The sequence below is a fragment of the Klebsiella sp. P1CD1 genome (assembly GCF_003790505.1).
In the GTDB taxonomy this organism is placed as follows: domain Bacteria; phylum Pseudomonadota; class Gammaproteobacteria; order Enterobacterales; family Enterobacteriaceae; genus Klebsiella; species Klebsiella variicola.
This window is the reverse complement of record NZ_CP033631.1, coordinates 729,985-748,863: the sequence shown is the minus strand read 5'-3', so window position 1 is coordinate 748,863 and position 18,879 is coordinate 729,985. Positions and strand designations below refer to the sequence as shown.

The following is an 18,879-nucleotide window of genomic DNA, read 5'->3' as shown; positions in this document are numbered from 1 at the left end:
GGCCGACGTGACGTCGGCCTGTTTCAGGATGCGTTAGGCGGCAGGCAGCTCGGCCAGCGGCCAGCGCGGGCGAACCGTCACGCCGAGCTCGGCTTTGGCGCCGGTTTGCAGACGCACCATGCCGGCGTAGGCGATCATCGCGCCGTTGTCAGTACAGAACTCAGGGCGGGCGTAGAACACCTCGCCGCCGCGTTTTTGCATCATCTCCGCCAGCTTCGCCCGCAGGGTACGGTTGGCGCTCACGCCTCCCGCCATCACCAGACGCTTAAAGCCGGTTTGCTCCAGCGCGCGGCGACATTTAATCATCAGCGTATCGACGACCGCATCCTCAAATGCCCGGGCGATGTCGGCGCGGGTTTGCTCATCGTCGCCATTATTACGAATGGTGTTGGCGGCGAAAGTTTTCAGGCCTGAGAAGCTGAAATCGAGCCCCGGGCGGTCGGTCATCGGCCGCGGGAAGACAAAGCGGCCTTCGGTGCCCTGAGCGGCCATTTTCGACAGCATCGGCCCGCCGGGATAATCCAGTCCCAGCAGTTTCGCCGTCTTATCAAAGGCTTCGCCCGCCGCATCGTCAATCGACTCGCCCAGCAGTTCATACTGACCAATACCAGTGACGCTAATCAACTGGGTGTGGCCGCCGGAAACCAGCAGCGCGACGAACGGGAACGCCGGTGGGTTATCTTCCAGCATCGGCGCCAGCAGGTGCCCTTCCATATGGTGTACCGGGATCGCCGGCACGTTCCAGGCGAAGGCCAGCGACCGGCCAACGGTCGCCCCGACCAGCAGCGCGCCGACCAGGCCAGGACCCGCCGTATAGGCGACGGCGTCGATATCTTTCGCCGTCAGACCGGCTTCTTTCAGCGCCGCCTGGATCAGCGGCACCGTTTTGCGCACGTGGTCGCGCGATGCCAGCTCCGGCACCACGCCGCCGTAGTCCGCATGCAGTTTCACCTGACTATACAGTTGGTTGGCTAACAGACCTTGCTGGTCGTCATAAATCGCGATGCCGGTTTCATCGCAGGATGTTTCAATGCCCAGTACACGCATGAGTTGTTTTACCTCGCTTCAATACCGCGCAGTGTAGGTCCAATGACCGGCGATGTAAAACTTTGCTCACCCCTGGTGCTCTCTTCGTGTATACTCCTCACCCTTATAAAAGTCCCTTTCAAAAAAGGCGCCGGTGCTTTACAAAGCAGCAGTAGTTGCAGTAAAATTCCGCACCATTTTGAAATAAGCTGGCATTGCGGCCAGCGGCAAACCGAATTAATCAAAGGTGAGAGGCACATGCCGGTAATTAAAGTACGTGAAAACGAGCCGTTCGACGTAGCTCTGCGTCGCTTCAAGCGTTCCTGCGAAAAAGCAGGTGTTCTGGCGGAAGTTCGTCGTCGTGAGTTCTATGAAAAACCGACTACCGAACGTAAGCGCGCTAAAGCTTCTGCAGTGAAACGTCACGCGAAGAAACTGGCTCGCGAAAACGCACGCCGTACTCGTCTGTACTAATCTGTTGAGAGCGACGCTCTCAATTCAGACCGAGTTGTAGTTGTAAGGCCGTGCTTCCGAAAGGAATGCGCGGCTTATTTTCGTTTATAGTCATCAGAAATAACGGGGCTTATGGCTGGACGAATTCCACGTGTATTTATTAGCGATCTGCTTGCCAGAACCGACATCGTCGATCTGATCGATGCGCGGGTAAAGCTGAAAAAGCAGGGCAAAAATTTTCACGCGTGCTGTCCGTTCCATAACGAAAAAACCCCCTCTTTCACCGTCAACGGTGAAAAACAGTTTTACCACTGCTTCGGCTGCGGGGCGCACGGCAATGCTATCGACTTCCTGATGAACTACGACAAGCTCGAGTTCGTGGAAACGGTCGAAGAGCTGGCAGCCATGCACAACCTTGAAGTGCCTTATGAAGCAGGCAACGGACCCAGCCAGATAGAGCGCCATCAACGGCAGAACCTCTACCAGTTACTGGATGGGCTGAATGCGTTTTACCAACAGTCTCTGATGCAGCCCGCCGCCGACCCTGCGCGCCAGTACCTGGCAAAACGGGGGTTAAGCAGCGAGGTGATTACGCGCTTTGCCATCGGCTATGCTCCCCCGGGTTGGGATAACGTTTTAAAACGTTTTGGCGGCAATCAGGAAAACCGCCAGTCGCTTATTGATGCCGGCATGCTGGTCACCAACGATCAGGGACGCAGTTACGACCGCTTCCGCGAACGGGTGATGTTCCCCATCCGCGATAAGCGAGGCCGGGTAATTGGGTTTGGCGGACGAGTGCTGGGCGATGCCCTGCCGAAGTATCTGAACTCCCCGGAAACCGACATATTCCATAAAGGCCGTCAGCTGTATGGCCTGTATGAAGCGCAGCAGGACAATCCCGAACCACCGCGTTTGCTGGTTGTCGAAGGGTATATGGACGTCGTGGCGCTGGCGCAATACGACATCAACTATGCCGTGGCCTCGCTGGGCACCTCGACCACGGCCGACCATATCCAGCTGCTGTTTCGGGTGACCAATAACGTCATCTGCTGCTACGACGGCGACCGGGCCGGCCGCGATGCCGCCTGGCGCGCGCTGGAGACGGCGCTGCCGTACATGACCGATGGCCGCCAGCTGCGTTTTATGTTTCTGCCTGACGGCGAAGACCCGGATACGCTGGTGCGTAAAGAGGGCAAAGCGGCGTTTGAGGCGCGGATGGAGCAGGCTCAGCCGCTCTCCACGTTCTTGTTTAACAGCCTGCTGCCGCAGGTCGATCTGAGTACCCCGGACGGGCGCGCGCAGCTGAGCACGTTGGCGCTGCCGCTGATAACCCAGGTCCCGGGCGAAACGCTGCGCATCTACTTGCGTCAGGAGCTGGGCAACAAGCTGGGCATTTTAGATGACGCACAGCTTGAACGTTTAATGCCAAAACAGTCTGAAAATGGCGCGCCGCGTCCCGCGCCACAGCTAAAACGCACGACCATGCGTATACTGATAGGACTGCTGGTGCAAAACCCGGATCTGGCGCCGTTAGTCCCGCCGCTGGAGGGACTGGACTCGCGCAAAATGCCAGGCCTTAGCCTGTTCAGCGAGTTGGTGAAAAGCTGTCTGGCGCAGCCTGGTCTGACGACCGGGCAACTTTTAGAGCAATATCGCGGCACAAAAGAGGCTGCAACCCTTGAAAAACTGTCGATGTGGGACGATATAGCAGATAAAGATATCGCTGAAAAAACCTTCACCGACTCGCTTAACCATATGTTTGATTCACTGCTGGAACTGCGACAGGAAGAGTTGATAGCTCGCGATCGCACACACGGTTTAAGCAGTGAAGAACGCCGGGAACTCTGGACCATCAGCCAGGAGCTGGCGAAAAAATAAATGACAGACAATATCCTTCACGTTGTATCAAAGCAGTAAGAAAACGCAGAACAACGTGAGGGAAAAGTATTTAACGGCTTAAGTGCCGAGTATCGATCGGGAAGCCCCCGACAGCCGCGCAGAGGCGCAGCGGCAATAATATAAGTACGCCCTCGCTTTAAATGTCGACAGCCCGCCTGCCGACACCAATCAAACGAATTAAGTGTGGATACCGTCTTATGGAGCAAAACCCGCAGTCACAGCTGAAGCTTCTTGTCCAACGTGGTAAGGAGCAAGGCTATCTGACCTATGCCGAGGTCAATGACCATCTGCCGGAAGATATCGTCGATTCCGATCAGATCGAAGACATCATCCAAATGATCAACGACATGGGTATTCAGGTGATGGAAGAAGCACCGGATGCCGATGATCTGATGCTTGCCGAAAACACCGCGGATGAAGATGCTGCCGAAGCTGCCGCGCAGGTGCTCTCCAGCGTGGAATCCGAAATCGGACGCACGACCGACCCGGTGCGCATGTACATGCGTGAAATGGGTACCGTAGAGCTGCTGACCCGTGAAGGCGAAATCGACATCGCCAAACGCATCGAAGATGGGATCAACCAGGTCCAGTGCTCCGTTGCCGAATACCCGGAAGCGATCACCTACCTGCTTGAGCAGTACGACCGCGTCGAAGCGGAAGAAGCCCGTCTGTCCGATCTGATCACCGGTTTCGTCGATCCGAACGCCGAAGAAGACATGGCGCCGACCGCCACGCACGTTGGCTCCGAGCTGTCTCAGGAAGAGATGGATGACGACGAAGACGAAGATGAAGATGACGACGCCGACGACAACAGCGATGACGACAACAGCATCGACCCAGAGCTGGCCCGTGAGAAGTTCGCCGAGCTGCGTACCCAGTACGAGCTGACGCGCGACACCATCAAAGCCAAAGGTCGTAGCCATGCCGCCGCGCAGGAAGAGATCCTGAAGCTGTCTGAAGTCTTCAAGCAGTTCCGCCTGGTGCCGAAGCAGTTCGATTACCTGGTCAACAGCATGCGCAGCATGATGGATCGCGTTCGTACTCAGGAACGTATCATCATGAAGCTGTGCGTTGAGCAGTGCAAAATGCCGAAGAAAAACTTCATCACGCTGTTCACCGGCAACGAAACCAGCGAAACCTGGTTCAACGCTGCGGTAGCAATGAACAAGCCGTGGTCCGAGAAGCTGCTGGAAGTGAAAGAAGACGTGCAGCGCGGCCTGCAGAAGCTGCAGCAGATCGAAGAAGAGACCGGCCTGACCATCGAACAGGTGAAAGACATCAACCGTCGCATGTCCATCGGTGAAGCGAAAGCCCGCCGTGCGAAGAAAGAGATGGTGGAAGCGAACTTGCGTCTGGTTATCTCTATCGCCAAGAAATACACCAACCGTGGTCTGCAGTTCCTCGATCTGATTCAGGAAGGCAACATCGGTCTGATGAAAGCGGTTGATAAGTTCGAATACCGTCGCGGCTACAAGTTCTCGACCTACGCTACCTGGTGGATCCGTCAGGCGATCACCCGCTCCATCGCGGATCAGGCGCGCACCATCCGTATTCCGGTGCATATGATTGAGACCATTAACAAGCTCAACCGTATCTCCCGTCAGATGCTGCAGGAGATGGGCCGTGAACCGACCCCGGAAGAGCTGGCTGAGCGGATGCTGATGCCGGAAGACAAAATCCGTAAGGTGCTGAAGATCGCCAAAGAGCCTATCTCCATGGAAACGCCGATCGGCGACGATGAAGATTCGCATCTGGGGGATTTCATCGAGGATACCACCCTCGAGCTGCCGCTGGATTCCGCGACCACCGAGAGCCTGCGTGCGGCAACGCACGACGTGCTGGCCGGCCTTACCGCTCGTGAAGCGAAAGTCCTGCGTATGCGTTTCGGTATCGACATGAACACCGACCACACGCTGGAAGAAGTGGGTAAACAGTTCGACGTTACCCGCGAACGTATCCGTCAGATCGAAGCGAAGGCGCTGCGTAAACTGCGCCACCCGAGCCGTTCTGAAGTGCTGCGTAGCTTCCTCGACGATTAATCGTCGCGGGACATCGTCCACAGCCGGTTAAAAAGCTCCCTGCGGGGAGCTTTTTTTATGGCGTTCAGGTGGCCATCCGGGGAAAGTCGCCTCTCTCCGCTACTGGCCGCGGGTCGCCAGGGCATCATCCAGTTCACGATAGGCCGCCACCAGCTTATCGAGCGTCGCCCGGTTTAAGCCGCTGGGATTGGGCAGCACCCAGACCTGGGTCGTCCCGATGGTCATAGCCTGTTTCCCCCACTTCGCGCCGCGCTGGTTAAAGGCGAGCTCGAAGGCCTGCTTGCCGAGCACCGCCAGCGCCTGCGGCTGATACTCCTCAATCTTCCTCACCAGCTCACGGCCACCGCTGCGCAGCTCCTGCAGGGCGACCTCGCTGGCCTGCACCGTCGGTCGCTCTACCAGCATGGTGATGCCGCAGCGCGTATCCAGCAGCTGCAGCTCCTCTTCCGGCCTGAGCTGTCGATCGGTGAATCCGGCCTGATGGATGACCTTCCAGAAGCGATTGCCAGGATGGGCAAAATGAAAGCCGGTATGGGCGGAGGACTTCCCCGGGTTGATACCGCAAAAGACAACGCGCAGGCCCGGCGCAAGGATATCGCTAATCATGTTTTCTCCGGCTGTATGGCTAAAACATGATTATAAAGGATTGAAAATGCATTGTTTATAAAAACAGCAGCTGCGCGCTTTACGCTGGATTGCAACCGTCAGTTACTTTATAATCCCTCGCCACGGCCCCTTAGCTCAGTGGTTAGAGCAGGCGACTCATAATCGCTTGGTCGTTGGTTCAAACCCAACAGGGGCCACCAAATTTTAGCTTTAAAATCATATAGTAAGCCACTTCTCGCGAGGTGGCTTTTTCATATCAGAAACGCCATTGGCAGCAAAATGGCAGCAGGTTTTTCACGTACTCATACTTTTTAAGGACAGACTCGTATGAAAAAACCTCTTTTGGCCTTGCTACTTGTCGCATCTCAAAGCGCTTTCGCAGACAAAATCCCGGACTCTATTGAGAATCTAATTGCTGTTTACGATACAAGATCGCACAGCCTAGACAATGGCGAGCTAACCATTAAATACAGCAAACCAAAATTATTGATAGATGCCGCTGAATCACTTTTCAGCGGCATTTGCAATGATTACTTTATGAACAAATGGAAGCCAGAGACGATTAAAAAAATCACTCTGTTAAATGTTTCCCATGACCAAGGTTTTAGGGTTAATGGCGGTGGAGTTGAATGTAAAAAAACTGGCTCCATGGAAAACGAAAAGGCACGCGCTTACAGAACCAGTTTGATTGAACCTCTGCAATAAACTTTTGTTACGTTAAAAGTTCATATGCCCCTGCCCGGCGGCAGTGGGGTGCGGCGGGGCATTATCAATAACTCCAGGTGTCATGATGTATCGCACTACGGTTTCATGAGTGATGAAGGTGGTTCCGCAATTAATGTTCTGGCACTGACAGTAACGCTCTTTTGTCTGATCCGTTACCCGAAAGCTACTCCGCGTATGCGCCGCGTGGCCGCACTTTGGACAATTCATCATAACATTTATCTCCCACCCCGTATATTTTAATCACATAATGATACACACAACTTCCATTTTGTGAACCTCTTCAGCTCATTTCTAAATCATCAATTTTCACTTCCAGTTCGATACTGGTCGTAAATCCGCTATCCGGGTTGACCGTGTGCGTTAACGTTGTGATGGTCCATTCCGCATTATCAATGGGCTGTTTAAAGCCGCTGACCTTAACGGGCATTTCCGTATAGAGATCCGCGCGGCCTTCTGCCAGCTGAAGAGAAAATGACGCCACACCGCGCTGCAGCCGCTCCCAGTTCATTTTTGCAGCCCGTTCTGCATTACTGCGGTTCGCATAGGTACGGTTCAGAACCAGCACATTCTCATCCGTTCCGACCAGGTAATCCCCCTGCTTTGCTTCCGGCTCTTTGGGTTTTGTCGTCCTCCGGCGGCGCTTCACCTTTGCAGTTTCTTTCTTTTCCGGTTCCCGGGTATGCAGCCAGTGAGCGATAACACCCGTATATGCTCCCCTGTCAGCCAGGCTAAACCGGTGACTGTCTCCGTCCTTACGGGTAATAGTGATGACCGGCAACGGTTTACCACTTGCTGTTTTCCCCTGCCCCTGCCGGATAAATAGCAGATTACCGTCCTTGACTGAGGCAATCGCGCCATACTGCCGAGCCAGCTTCATTAAAAAGCTGGCGTCGCTTTCGTTGGTCTGGTCCAGGTGATCCAGCGCCATCGCAGCAACATCATTTCCTATAGCAACTTTAAGGCTGTGCCGTGCGGCAATGTCTTTCACCACATCGCCCACTGTCGTTTTGTGCCAGGACTTCTCACGCCGGACATTCAGCGTTTCCCTGAAATCAGCACTACGGGCACGGATTGTCAGCCTGTCCGGGCTGCCGCTATGCTCTATTTCGTCAACGGTAAACTTACCTTTTGAGTACAGCGGCTCGCCTTTCCATCCCAGCGCCAGAGAAATCACTGCGCCACGACGCGGCATAATTACCAGGCCGTCGGCGTCGTCCAGCTCCAGATCAAGCTGGTCAGCTTCAAATCCGCGGTTGTCGGTCAGTGTCATACCCAGCAGACGTTTATCCAGCGTCTGCGTGGCATCTTTACCTTCAATCACGATCCGAAAGGCCGGGGTCTTGCTTCCGAGGTTGAGTAAATCAGCCATCTCGCTCACTGCAGCAACCCTCCTACCGTGGATCTGATGTTCCCTACTGCGGCGGCGGCAGAATCCTGCAGACTGCTAAGCTGATCGTTCAGACTGCCGAACATTTCAGACAGGGACTCATCCACCCGTTTAAGCCCCAGCGAAAACTCTATTTTCCTGGCTTCCCCACTGGCGAAAAATTCCGTTTTCGTCTGGTTAAGGCTCTCAATCACATACATGCCGTAGATAGTCCCACCACCCTCGATCAGCGGCCACGCCTTCCCCTGCTCTGCCATCAGCTCCAGCGCCAGCAACGACAACCGGCCGCCGGTCACTTCCGGCATGAGGACGCCGGAGAGCGTCAGCTGATCGTTATCTGGCCCCAAAAATTGCGTTGTCGGACGGCGATTAACGCGGTTGTTAGTCACATGGCGCCAGTTCCGCTGATACTGCAGTTGCTGATAGGGAACCGTGCGCAGCTGAAACACAAACAAGCCCAGGACCATCATCATGAATCGTACCCCCCTTGATCACTGAAATTGCTGCGGGCCTTCGCCTTCATGCGTCGCTCGCGCGCATCAAGCTGCCGTGCAACTTCCTGCGCAATATCCAGCGCGCTCTGACCGGGCAGAGCCTGGATAATAATTTGCGCATGGGTTTCAAACTGGAATACAGGCTGGCTGCCTGCTGGCTTATCAGTTACAGGACGGTATGAAGCTGCCGGCAGACTCATGGGATGAAGCGGGGCGGCCTCTGCTGGCATTGCTCCCCCCATCATTCCGGCGACTACGGACGCCAGCGCGGCCGTTCTCCTGCGGCTGGTCACATAGGCCGGACCGTTAATCAGCTCCGGGCCATTCTCGCCAGCAATACCCACCTGCCCACGTGGAATATAACCACCGCTGTCATACATCCCCGCGAAAAATCCTAGGGTCTTTTTCTGCGGTGAGGCGCCCTGCGAATTATCGCCGCCGGTCATCCAGTCCGGGAGATAGCTTTTGACCGATGCCAGCTTGCTCTTAAGCGTTTCCCATTTCTCATTGATACCACTCAGGATGCCGTCAATAATCGCCCCGCCCACCGCTTTAAATTTTGCGGGCAGCGCGGCAACATCACTCAGAATTTCATCCCATTTGCTGCTTATGGTCTGCTTAATCACAGCCCAGGCTACTGACACCCCTGACGTGATGGCATCCCACATAGCTTTGAATTTTGGCCCCAGCGTTTCCCAGTTCTGCCAGATATAGATGGCTCCCATCGCAATCAGGCCAACTATCGCCAGAATGGGGTTAGCCATCATCAACCGGCCTAACCAGATGACCGCCTGGCCTGCACCGCCAATTACTCTTGTGACCAGACCAAACGCAGAAGCAAATTTCAGCTGGAGAATGCCAGCACTTACCCGCACTACCGCCATAGGACCCAAAATGGATGCCAGGGCCAGTGACACCACACCCGCTGCGGTAGCTACCACGGCAAATACGGCCGCAATTTTAAATAGCGCCGCCGTCAGTTGCGGATGACGCTTCACAAAACCATCCAGCGCGGACGCCAGATTACCCAGCCAGTCCGCAATATTTTTCAGCACCGGCGCGACGGTTTCACCGATGCTCGCCATGGCGTTGGTAAAGGAGCCGCCAGCGGCTTCCCATTTGTTGCCCAGGGTATTAAGCGATGCATCGACGCGCTCGCGCAGGGTTGCCTGGTTCTCCAGCTTCGCTACTGTTTCACGATAACCATCAATACCTTTTTGGATCATGATATCCAACGCCTGCAGCGTTTCTGAATCATTGCCAAACAGGTCTTTTTTTGTTGCCATCTGCTTTTCGGGAGTAAGTTTGCTCAGCTTACTTAGCTGGACATACATATTTTCCAGCCCGCCAAATCCTCCCTTACCATCAGAAAAATTAAACTTAATGCCGGTCCCTTTTAGATCATCATTAACAGCTTTAATTTTCTTTGCATCCAGGGCAGCCTGGAATATTTTCCGGTACGCATTCCCAGCAGACTCCCCGGCCATACTTGCCTGGTCAGCCATAACCAGCAGGGGGGCAAAGGTTTTAGCTGCATCTATCCCTTTCTTATTTAGAATACTCATCGCGCTACTAATTTTTGAAAAACCCTGCAGCATATTCCCGGGGTCTACGCCCGCATAAAAACCACGCTGGATAAGATCCATCAGGCTCATCATGTCTTTTTCGGTGGTCTGCGTGGCGTCCTGCAATTTTGCGGCAAACTCTGCGGCCTCCGTCGGCGCCATCTGCAGCTGCACGCCAAGGTAAGCCGCCGACTCACCCAGCCCGCCCAGGATAACCTGCGCTGACATCCCCTGACGTCGTAACATGGTCATCATGTTCTGAAAATCTGCCGTAGTACCGGGCAACCGGTCCCCCAGGGCTATCGCCAGCTTGTTCAGCTTCAGGAACTCAGGCGCCACCTTTCCGCCAGGTCCCATCATTGAGCCTGCCAGCTGGTTAGCGGCGTTCTCTGATTCCGAGTAGGCGCGAATGGGCGCCAGCAAGGTCGCGCCCGTTGTCACCCCGGCCGCCATCATCCCGGCCCCATTCCCCGCCAGACTGTTACGCACGTCGCGCATCTTGTCAGCTTTGGCCCTGATCGCATTCAGCTTGCGCTGGCGCTCGCCAACCTCGCGCAATCGCCGTTCCTGCTCTGCCAGTTGCTGGTTATAGCGATCCGTTTCTCGGGTAATTCTGGCCGTTTCACGGGCGCCACCGCCCGCAGAGATGCCGAGGCGGTACAGCTCCGCCCTGGTTGCCGCCATCTGCTGCGTTTCCTGCCCCTGCTTTTGTTCCAGGCGTGATACGGCACGCCATTGCGCCTCAAGCGCCTGCGTCTGTTTTTTCGTGGGGGATTCGAGCGCTGCCAGCTCGCGCGTCATCATCTGCGCACGCAGCCTCGCCTGGTCCAGCTCGTTGCTGGTCCGGTTCAGGCTCTGTGAGAGTTGATCAAAAGATTTTAACTGGCTCCCCGCGTCGTTAAGCCGTTTAAGCTGATCACGGGTCTGCCGGATGCCGGAGGCCAGCTCCTTCGAGCCAGCCAGCGCATTTTTTAAAGGGCGGGTGAGTTTATCAACCGCATTCAAAACCACCTGCAGGCGCAGGTTTTTATCACTCATCGCTGGCCCCGCTACGCATTATCGCTCTGTGCCGCCACTCCAGCACTTCCGTCAGCGGCATAACGTCAGTGACGGACGGCGGCCAGTGAAAGATCGTGGCGATATCCGCCACCAGGTCATCTACCATCAGGCTGTCGGCAAATCGGCAAGTGCCGACTTCGGCAACAAAAAAAGGACCACCTCGACAGACATCGCGGCCAGGTCTGCCGGGTCGAGGTCCGCCATTTCCTGCGGGGTCAGCGTTGGTATGGAGATGCGGGGGATCACGGTCATCATAGAGGCCACGTCCATCTCCATCACCGCCTGCAGTCGCGTACCGCGCAGCGCGCCGGATTGCGGCTTACGCAGCACAATTTCCGTAATCGTGGTATCACCGCGCTTAATCGGGCTATCCAGTTTCACCGTTGCTTCTGTTTTCTCACTCATGCTCTTTTCCTGTTATGGGTTGGCCTGGCGCGACCTCGCGCGCCAGGAAAAAATTACAGACCGATGGCGTTACGGTGTTCTTCCATCAGGTCAACACCATCAACAACTTCAATCATGTTGATCGCATCGACCTCATAGAGCACTTCACCGTTAATGGTCAGCTTCGCGTAACAGTTAACGCTGCTGACTTTGGTGGAATTGCTCTCGCCGGTTTTCCACTCGCCGGAATCCACCTCTTTGTGGCGCCCACGGACGACCAGCTCAACGGCCTGCACTTCGCCGGTGTCGTCGCGCTGAATAGACCCGGTAAAGCGCAGCTGCACGCCGTCCACCGTGGCTCTGCCCATCTGTTTAAACAGAAGTGCCTCCGTACCGCCGATGGTCATTTCCGTATCCAGCGCGCCATCATCCAGCCCCAGATCAATACCGACTGAACCGGGCATGCCGCCGCCGCGGTAGTTTTCCAGCTTGCGGGTGAATTTCGGCAGGGTGACGGATTCAGCAATGCCCATCCAGTTGTTACCTGCGTTAAAAATATTCAGGTGTTTTAACTTGCGTGGTAAGGCCATGGGTCCCCCTTATGCGCTTACGCGGGTGGTGAAATCCACCAGGTAACGGTCAGTGATGCGCTGGCGCAGCATCAGGTTTTCCAGTGGCGGCACTGGCGTATAGTCGTAGTCGATCCAGAGTTTCCCGGCTTTCAGCGTGTCTTTGTCATTCACACTGTCATCAATCCAGCAATCACCGCCGATGAGGTAGCCCTGATTTACCAGGCTGCGCATTTTGGCGCGGATACCTTCGATAATGTCGCGAGCCAGCGAAGGGTTAAGCGGCATGTCCACCGCCCACATATGCGCCTCCGCCATGGTGTCTGCCAGCACCTGCGCGGTACGGGTGTAGTTTTCAAACTGGAATAACGGGTCATCGCTCAGGCAGCGGGAACCCCAGAAGCGGAAACCATCCTTGCGGATCAAGGTGGTGACGTCGTTCTGGTTCAGCAGTCCGGCATCGGTTGCCGGGTCCTGCAGATCCCAGAACACATCCGCAGACAAGCCGGTTACGCCGTTGACGCCCACGTTAGAAAGGGTTTTGTGCCAGCCGGTCTGCTCGTCGATTTTTGCACGCAGACCCAGCGCGCGGGCAGTGGCGTAAGCAGTCGCATCCGCCTGCAGCACCGTGTCAAAGTTGATGAAATCAGGCCAGATCAACATCCCTTCTCGCTGACTGAAATTTTCGCGGTAGGCAATCGCTTCTTCCACGGTTTTACAACCGTAGGCAGACAGATACGCAAAACCGCGCAGGCTCTGCGCCACGCTTAACAGCTCAGTGGAAACAGCCTGCGTATCATGGCCCGGCACGCCCAGAATGCGCGGCTTCACGCCAAGCTGCGACTGCGCCGAAAGCAGCGCTTTGATGCCCGTTTTCTTACCGTCAGCGGTTACACCGCCGATAATATTGGAGGTGGTTTCCGCTTCGGTTTCGCCCTGGGCAACACGCACCACAACGGTGACAGGTTTTGCCTGGTCTGCGATGGCATCCAGTGAGCGGGCCAGCGTGCCGGACTCGCCTGCTTTGCCGCTGGCGGTCAGTACATCGGTAAGCAGAACCGGCTTATTGAGCGGGAACACGGAGGCATCGGCATCATCGCCGGTGCATACCATGCCTACAATCGCCGTGCTCACCGTCGTGATAGAGCGGGTGCCGTCGTTAACTTCAACAACACGCACGCCATGGTGATAGTCTTGCGCCATGAATGAATCTCCTGTTTAGGGGTTTACCCATGGTAGGGAAATCATTCACCGCAAGCCGTTGATGACCGTTGTACCGTCAATGGCACAACCGCAGACAGAAAAAAGCCCCATTCCGGGGCTGATTAGGTCAGTGATTTTACTGGCGATTCAGGCAACGCGGCTCCAGCACATCAGCAGCGTGTGAGCTTCAACCACGCTGATTGATTTCCCTTCACCGAGGTTATCGGTTTTGCCAGTGGTCGTGTGTTTGTGGGCTGGCAAGTCCACAATATGGCTATGATCGGCCACCTCATCCGTATAATTTCGTGTGCGGCGGCTGTCGTTATCCGAACCGACGATGTAATTATCATCCCAGACATCACCCGGGGCGAGCATTCCGCCTTTGTGTTTATGCCGTCCCGCCTCCCTGGTGATCAGTTCCTGCCCGGGGAGTTCACTGGTTTCGCCACTGACGTTAACCTGCACAGCGGGCAGGTTAGCGCGCTGGAGGGTGACGGTATCGCTGCCGCCAGTAGTGCCCACATTTGAGCCGTCTGCTTTTGCCACCCGGATCGTTTTGTTTTCGCCGGTGTACACCCATTGCGACCACGGCCAGCGCTCATTGGGATCGAGGTTCTGGTTAAAAAAGCGGGTGGTGCCCACCGGATTATCATCTTCCCAGAAATCTCGCTTTGCCGCCGTTATCGCATCGGCAATCACCTGCTGAATGTCGGTATTCAGTGAACCAGCCACTTCATCGGCATAATCTTTTGCCTCGTTTTTTGCCTGGTTAACTTCCTCAATCGTCGCCAGAATAACGGACGGGTCAGTTTTCAGCGTCACATAGGCCGTGCTGCTGACGGCGATCCACAGGTTGACCGCGTGAAGCCGCCCCGCCCCTTCAGCAAGCAGCGGTTTGTAAGATGGCGGAACGGTGGCGACAGCCAGGCATTCCCCCTCCTCGTCATACAATGCCGCTTCCCGAATCCAGAACCCGCCGGACTGCGGCAAAATAATCATTTCGGTACGAATGACATTATTTTCACCGTCAGCAATCACTACCCGATTTAGCGTTCCGCGATAGACCTCATTGACCAGGCTTTTCTGGCTGGCCGACAGTACAGGTGTGACCCCGCCGCCGTCGCCAACAGCCATAAACGAAAACCCCACCGGCTCACCGGTAATCGCCGATGCAGCAAATTTCTGCTCACCTGCGGGGGTCAGAAGTGTGTAATAAGGTTGCACGTTACTCTCCCCCCTCAGTTGTTACCTTCAGCCCACCACTGCAACCACGCATCAGCCATAATGTTGCAGGCAAATGTGTAATCGGAGAAGTTGGTAGACACTACAGAGTAATAATCCAAATCCCAGAGTTTAATCTGACCGTTGGTGTTGGCTCCCGCGTATTCGTCGAATGCATCCATCATGCGCTCTGCCGCTTCCAGGCAAGAATTATCCCCGGCATGAAGGAGCGGATACAGCATAAAGGCCACCGTTGACGGCACCCCGCGTCGGGATTCTGCGGCGCAGTAGTCAATCTCCCGAAGCCCGCCATAGCCGGATATAGCATTCAGGGCAAATGTGGTCATATCCAGCACGGGCCGGCGTCCGGCAATACGGCACCCGACCAGATAGTTATTCCAGGCATACATCTGATAGTGCAGATACATACGCTTTGGCACGTTCTCAACGACGTTATCGGTGATGATGTTTTTCACCCCGGCGAAATACGTCGGGCTGGAGAACTGACCGTCAACCATATCCATAGCCGCCGTATAATTTCCTGCCGGGTCGGTACCAGTTGCCACCGCCATCGCCCAGGCGCGGAATGCCGCCGCATAAAAGTTGCTGTTAGCTTTACCCACCCCGCCAAATGCCGCGTAACAGTCCGATGCCATCCGGTCGATGGCGGTCTTCAGTTCAGTCTGTTTTGCCGCATCACCTTCCATCACTGCCAGTTGATACAACCACCACAACTGCGGCAGCACCAGGCGGGAGGCAAACTGGAGGGACTGGTAAGCCTCCGGCGCGCCAAGGTGAATGCTCGCGATACCCGCGCCGCCGTACTGAGCCAGCGCCCAGGCCTGAAACTTCGCATAAACGCCTGCAAACGTCCCTGTTCGCAGGTGCAGCAGCTGGACGATATCCCCTGCGACGGTATTGAATGCGCCGTTCGCATTATCCGTCGCACTGGCATCACGTTTATTCCAGGAGGCCAGCCCGCTAATGACGTTCCCCAGACGGGACATCAGCGCCGCCTGACGAACACGGGGGTATACTGACGACTGTGACGCAAACCCGACCACCGGATTCATTTCAACATCAGACAGGGAGACGTTATCCGTGACCGGTTCATTCAGGTTGATGCTGAAACCCACCGTCCAGGTCCAGTTTTTCGGGGCGCCCAGGGTGGTCTTTGCTGCGCCGTAGGTCGCCCCGGCCTGCCACCCGCCATCAAAGCGCACGTAACTGGCATTCGCCGTCAGTCCTGCAACCGGCGGTCGATTCCCCAGCGTAGCGGCCTCAGCTTCATCCCGGATAACGTCGCCTCCGGCCACACGAATGGAAACAGAGCGCGGCATGGCATTATCTGTCCAGATAGCGTTATATTCGTTGCGGATGGTTTTTACCGCCGTCGAATTCATCTGGATGCGGGTCATACAGCCGAAAAGCACATTAGCAGGCATATCGGTAGCCAGCCGGACCGCCGCATCAATCTGGATGTAGCCGTTACGGAATATTTTTGTCCGGTAGGTGAATTTCAGCAAACCTGCCGCTATTTCCTGATTATCTCCGGCCACACCATTGGTAAACGTCGTCTCAATTTCCGTGAACACCGGACCATCACTGATAATCGTGTATTTAGCATCCTGGTACGTTGTGGCAAAAATAGACCATGCTCCGCCAGAGAGCCGGATCAACAACTGCTGGCAAATGGCGGTATAGGTCATGGCATCACGGGTCAGTTTGTAAGGAAGCCATCCCACCACGCTATCAAAACGGACCTGTGTTCCATCATCCGCGGTGACCAGAAAACTTGAGCTTGTTTCCTGGACGGTGTGATTTACCGATGATGCAAATTGCTCTGTCGGGAACGCTTTAATGATGTACTTTTTGACTTCCCCGGCAGCAAGGTTATCCATGATAAGCAGCTCGCCACTGCGCAGGGAATCATCGCCCCAGTAACTCAGGGTACGCCCGCGACGGGGGTTAAAATCCCGCTCTCCCGCCCACTGGCAGGGGTAAACCTTCCCGGTGGTATCTGTCACCACGATGCATTTATCGTTCGGGACTTCGCCTGCCTTGAATTTGCATTTCAGTTTTACCGGACGCAGGCCGGTGGCGGTTCCGCTGTTATTTTTAACAGTGGACTCATAGCGCTGGTACGTGGATGAGTTATCAGAAGACATTTTCGCTCCGTAAAAATTACCGGTCAGAGTGACAGCGGCATCGGTAGTCAGGGAAACCGCCCCGGCGCTTGCCCGGAACAGGTTGCTGAATGGGCGGGTGACGGCGTTCGCCGTCAGCTGACTGAAGACATAGCCACTGAGTTTCTCCACCGCATACTGAATCACCCCGGCACTGGTCAGCGGATACCCTGCCGTGGTGATATCGGTATTCATCAGGGCAACAATCAGGCTACCTGTCGAGGCTTCATAGGTGATGCCACGCGTGGAACCGCTGAACAGCGTTGAAGGGGTGTACGCCCCGAAATAATCCGTTCTGTCACGGATGATGCGGTTCGGATCCGCAGGCAGTGCCCCCGGCAGGGTTACGGGGATTTTGAGTGTCGTCCGCCCGGTATCGGTATTGATGGACAGGGCATAAATCCCGACGGGTTGCAGGACAAAATCCACATAGGGCGATGACAATACGCGGCCCGTCACGGACTCGCTTTCAAGCAGGGTAAATACCGACGCAGCCCCGGCGCTATCGGTCAGGCTCATGACGGCACGACGTACATTCGCTGCCAGCGACAGTTTGTCCAGGACGAAAATACTGTCACCGCTGAATGTGGCGCTGTAGGCAACGGCTGAACCATAATTTCCGACAGCCCCCAGGTGATATTTATGGTCCTGAAGTGCAGCGTTAATTTCCCGGAATTTGTCTACGGCGTAGCGGTCAGTCTGCACCCGTAAATCGGTTGATGCTGCCCGCGCCAGCATCGCGCCGGTATCCAGTGCCAGTTTTTTAGTGACCTGGACGGTTGCAGTACAGTTCTGGTCAGTGATGACAGAAACCTCACCCGCTTCAGAGAAAAAGAGGGTGTATTCCGGCAGTATCTGCGTCTCGGTGGATTTCTGACTGAGGATGAGGTCGCCGTAGGTTTTCCAGAAATAAGCCTGCGCCCCGGACTCGGTATTCTCAAAACCGGCGGCGGTCATTTTATCCTGCGCCACCGCCACGCGCAGCAGTCCTGCGGCGGCATCAAAGGTTAAGGTGTCATCGGTGTAGGTATACGCCGCTGAGGCAATACCAACCGGAATACGCCCCTCCCGGTCATATAACACGCGCCCTTCGGCAGGTGAAAACGGCTTCGGCAGTTTAATCGCCCCCTCAAGCACCCATGTTTTCTTTGTGTTATTACCGGTGACTTTCGTCAGCGTGGCTGCACGCATGGACACGTCAAAATATGGCGTGGTGAGCAGCCCGTCCCGGAGTGATTCACCACTCAGGAAGCCTTTATCAAACAGCACCCTTCCTGCGCCGGTGATGCGCAGGCGGCAGGGTCCGGTTGCAAAGTTCGTTGAGAAGGTGGTCAGCGACAGCAGGACGCGACTGGCAAAGGTGGCGCTGCTGTTCAGGCGACTCAGCCCCCCCGCAGACCAGGTATCAAGATACTGCGTAAAATCTGCGGCAATCGTCCGGCGGGCGGGCATATCGGTAGCGCGACTCATCCCCTGCCTGGAAGTGACCGCCTGAAAGTCATCGGCCATCGCGAGCCGGATTTCATTGAGCACCTTCGCACCTGCCACCTCATACAGGTAAGCGGCCGAACCGCTCTCATTGCGGTAAATTACTTCTTTCTCGTCATCAATAAAAATGACACGAAATAACTGCGCGGGGAGCGTGGCGGCGATGCCCTGCGCCGTTCCGTCAGGGTCGGCCTCTGACGGAAAAACACTGATGGCGATAGCGCGACTGTCCGCGATCACCTTCCCGGTGGCAACCGGGACACCACCCTGATTTTTATATTCGGCAACCCATATCATCGGGTCGGTGGAGCGAACGGAGAATAAAGCCCCCTCTGCGATTTTTCCCGCATTAATCGCAGCCTGTGCAGCGCTTTCATCTGTATAAGGGGCATCACCCGACTGGATCATTACGCTGAAGGATTCCAGGGATTTTTTCAGGTATGCCGTTCTGTCTGCCAGTTGACCAGCCTGAATGTTGGCGACGCCGTCTTTTCCACCGGATACTGTGTCACCCCGGCGGATTTGATAAATCTCAGAGGGCCATACTGCTTTTTCGTCGATTTTTGTCATAACA

The 18,879-nt window shown here is 55.5% G+C and carries 15 protein-coding genes, 1 tRNA gene and 1 pseudogene; 5 read left to right on the top strand and 12 right to left on the bottom strand.

The genetic code is table 11. From position 1 onward, the window contains the following. Window positions 1-33: 33 nt before the first annotated feature. Window positions 34-1,047, bottom strand: coding sequence for a tRNA (adenosine(37)-N6)-threonylcarbamoyltransferase complex transferase subunit TsaD (gene tsaD, locus DTA24_RS03780; RefSeq protein WP_008806537.1), 1,014 nt, complete (start codon window positions 1,045-1,047; stop codon window positions 34-36). A 237-nt stretch (window positions 1,048-1,284) separates the two neighbouring features. Here tsaD and rpsU point away from each other — a divergent pair, with 237 nt between their 5' ends. From rpsU to rpoD, 3 genes are all read left to right on the top strand, one after another. Beyond that, on the top strand, window positions 1,285-1,500 hold the full coding sequence (gene rpsU / locus DTA24_RS03775; RefSeq protein WP_001144069.1) for a 30S ribosomal protein S21: 216 nt from the start codon (window positions 1,285-1,287) through the stop codon (window positions 1,498-1,500). Window positions 1,501-1,611: 111 nt separating this feature from the next. After that, window positions 1,612-3,357: a DNA primase gene (gene dnaG, locus DTA24_RS03770; RefSeq protein ID WP_008806538.1), complete on the top strand. Its 1,746-nt coding sequence runs from the start codon at window positions 1,612-1,614 to the stop codon at window positions 3,355-3,357. 218 nt (window positions 3,358-3,575) lie between these two features. Beyond that, window positions 3,576-5,417, top strand: coding sequence for an RNA polymerase sigma factor RpoD (gene rpoD, locus DTA24_RS03765; protein ID WP_008806539.1), 1,842 nt, complete (start codon window positions 3,576-3,578; stop codon window positions 5,415-5,417). 99 nt (window positions 5,418-5,516) lie between these two features. On the opposite strand, the gene mug is transcribed toward rpoD, so the two are convergent. Then, window positions 5,517-6,023: a G/U mismatch-specific DNA glycosylase gene (gene mug, locus DTA24_RS03760; RefSeq protein WP_002917636.1), complete on the bottom strand. Its 507-nt coding sequence runs from the start codon at window positions 6,021-6,023 to the stop codon at window positions 5,517-5,519. 124 nt (window positions 6,024-6,147) lie between these two features. Here mug and DTA24_RS03755 point away from each other — a divergent pair. After that, window positions 6,148-6,223 (top strand) — tRNA-Ile (locus DTA24_RS03755). Between the two features lie 127 nt (window positions 6,224-6,350). Then, window positions 6,351-6,728 carry a hypothetical protein gene (locus DTA24_RS03750; protein ID WP_100127494.1) on the top strand — a complete coding sequence of 126 codons (378 nt, stop codon included), beginning with the start codon at window positions 6,351-6,353 and terminating at the stop codon, window positions 6,726-6,728. Window positions 6,729-6,740: 12 nt separating this feature from the next. Here the strand turns inward: DTA24_RS03750 and DTA24_RS03745 are convergent, their stop codons facing one another. From DTA24_RS03745 to DTA24_RS27925, 10 genes and pseudogenes are all read right to left on the bottom strand, one after another. Continuing rightward, window positions 6,741-6,959 (bottom strand): ogr/Delta-like zinc finger family protein, encoded by a 219-nt coding sequence (locus DTA24_RS03745; protein WP_004174338.1) that lies wholly within the window; start codon window positions 6,957-6,959, stop codon window positions 6,741-6,743. A 70-nt stretch (window positions 6,960-7,029) separates the two neighbouring features. After that, window positions 7,030-8,118, bottom strand: a complete 1,089-nt coding sequence (locus DTA24_RS03740) for a phage late control D family protein (protein ID WP_274523144.1) — start codon at window positions 8,116-8,118, stop codon at window positions 7,030-7,032. A gap of 5 nt (window positions 8,119-8,123) precedes the next feature. After that, window positions 8,124-8,609, bottom strand: a complete 486-nt coding sequence (locus tag DTA24_RS03735; RefSeq protein WP_100127492.1) for a phage tail protein — start codon at window positions 8,607-8,609, stop codon at window positions 8,124-8,126. Then, window positions 8,606-11,233, bottom strand: a complete 2,628-nt coding sequence (locus DTA24_RS03730; RefSeq protein ID WP_123836568.1) for a phage tail tape measure protein — start codon at window positions 11,231-11,233, stop codon at window positions 8,606-8,608. The genes DTA24_RS03735 and DTA24_RS03730 overlap by 4 nt, the downstream gene beginning before the upstream one ends. Then, on the bottom strand, window positions 11,226-11,345 hold the full coding sequence (locus DTA24_RS03725) for a GpE family phage tail protein (protein WP_002896220.1): 120 nt from the start codon (window positions 11,343-11,345) through the stop codon (window positions 11,226-11,228). Before DTA24_RS03725 ends, DTA24_RS03730 begins: the two co-directional genes overlap by 8 nt. Before the next feature lie 14 nt (window positions 11,346-11,359). Next, a complete protein-coding gene (locus DTA24_RS03720) occupies window positions 11,360-11,659 on the bottom strand; it encodes a phage tail assembly protein (protein WP_019704603.1) in 300 nt (99 codons plus the stop codon). A 53-nt stretch (window positions 11,660-11,712) separates the two neighbouring features. Then, window positions 11,713-12,228, bottom strand: a complete 516-nt coding sequence (locus DTA24_RS03715) for a phage major tail tube protein (RefSeq protein WP_123836567.1) — start codon at window positions 12,226-12,228, stop codon at window positions 11,713-11,715. A 9-nt stretch (window positions 12,229-12,237) separates the two neighbouring features. After that, window positions 12,238-13,410, bottom strand: coding sequence for a phage tail sheath protein (locus DTA24_RS03710; protein ID WP_004185685.1), 1,173 nt, complete (start codon window positions 13,408-13,410; stop codon window positions 12,238-12,240). Between the two features lie 147 nt (window positions 13,411-13,557). Next, window positions 13,558-14,634 carry a phage tail protein gene (locus tag DTA24_RS03705; RefSeq protein ID WP_123836566.1) on the bottom strand — a complete coding sequence of 359 codons (1,077 nt, stop codon included), beginning with the start codon at window positions 14,632-14,634 and terminating at the stop codon, window positions 13,558-13,560. 3,441 nt (window positions 14,635-18,075) lie between these two features. Beyond that, window positions 18,076-18,875: pseudogene (locus DTA24_RS27925) on the bottom strand (hypothetical protein). Window positions 18,876-18,879: the final 4 nt, after the last annotated feature.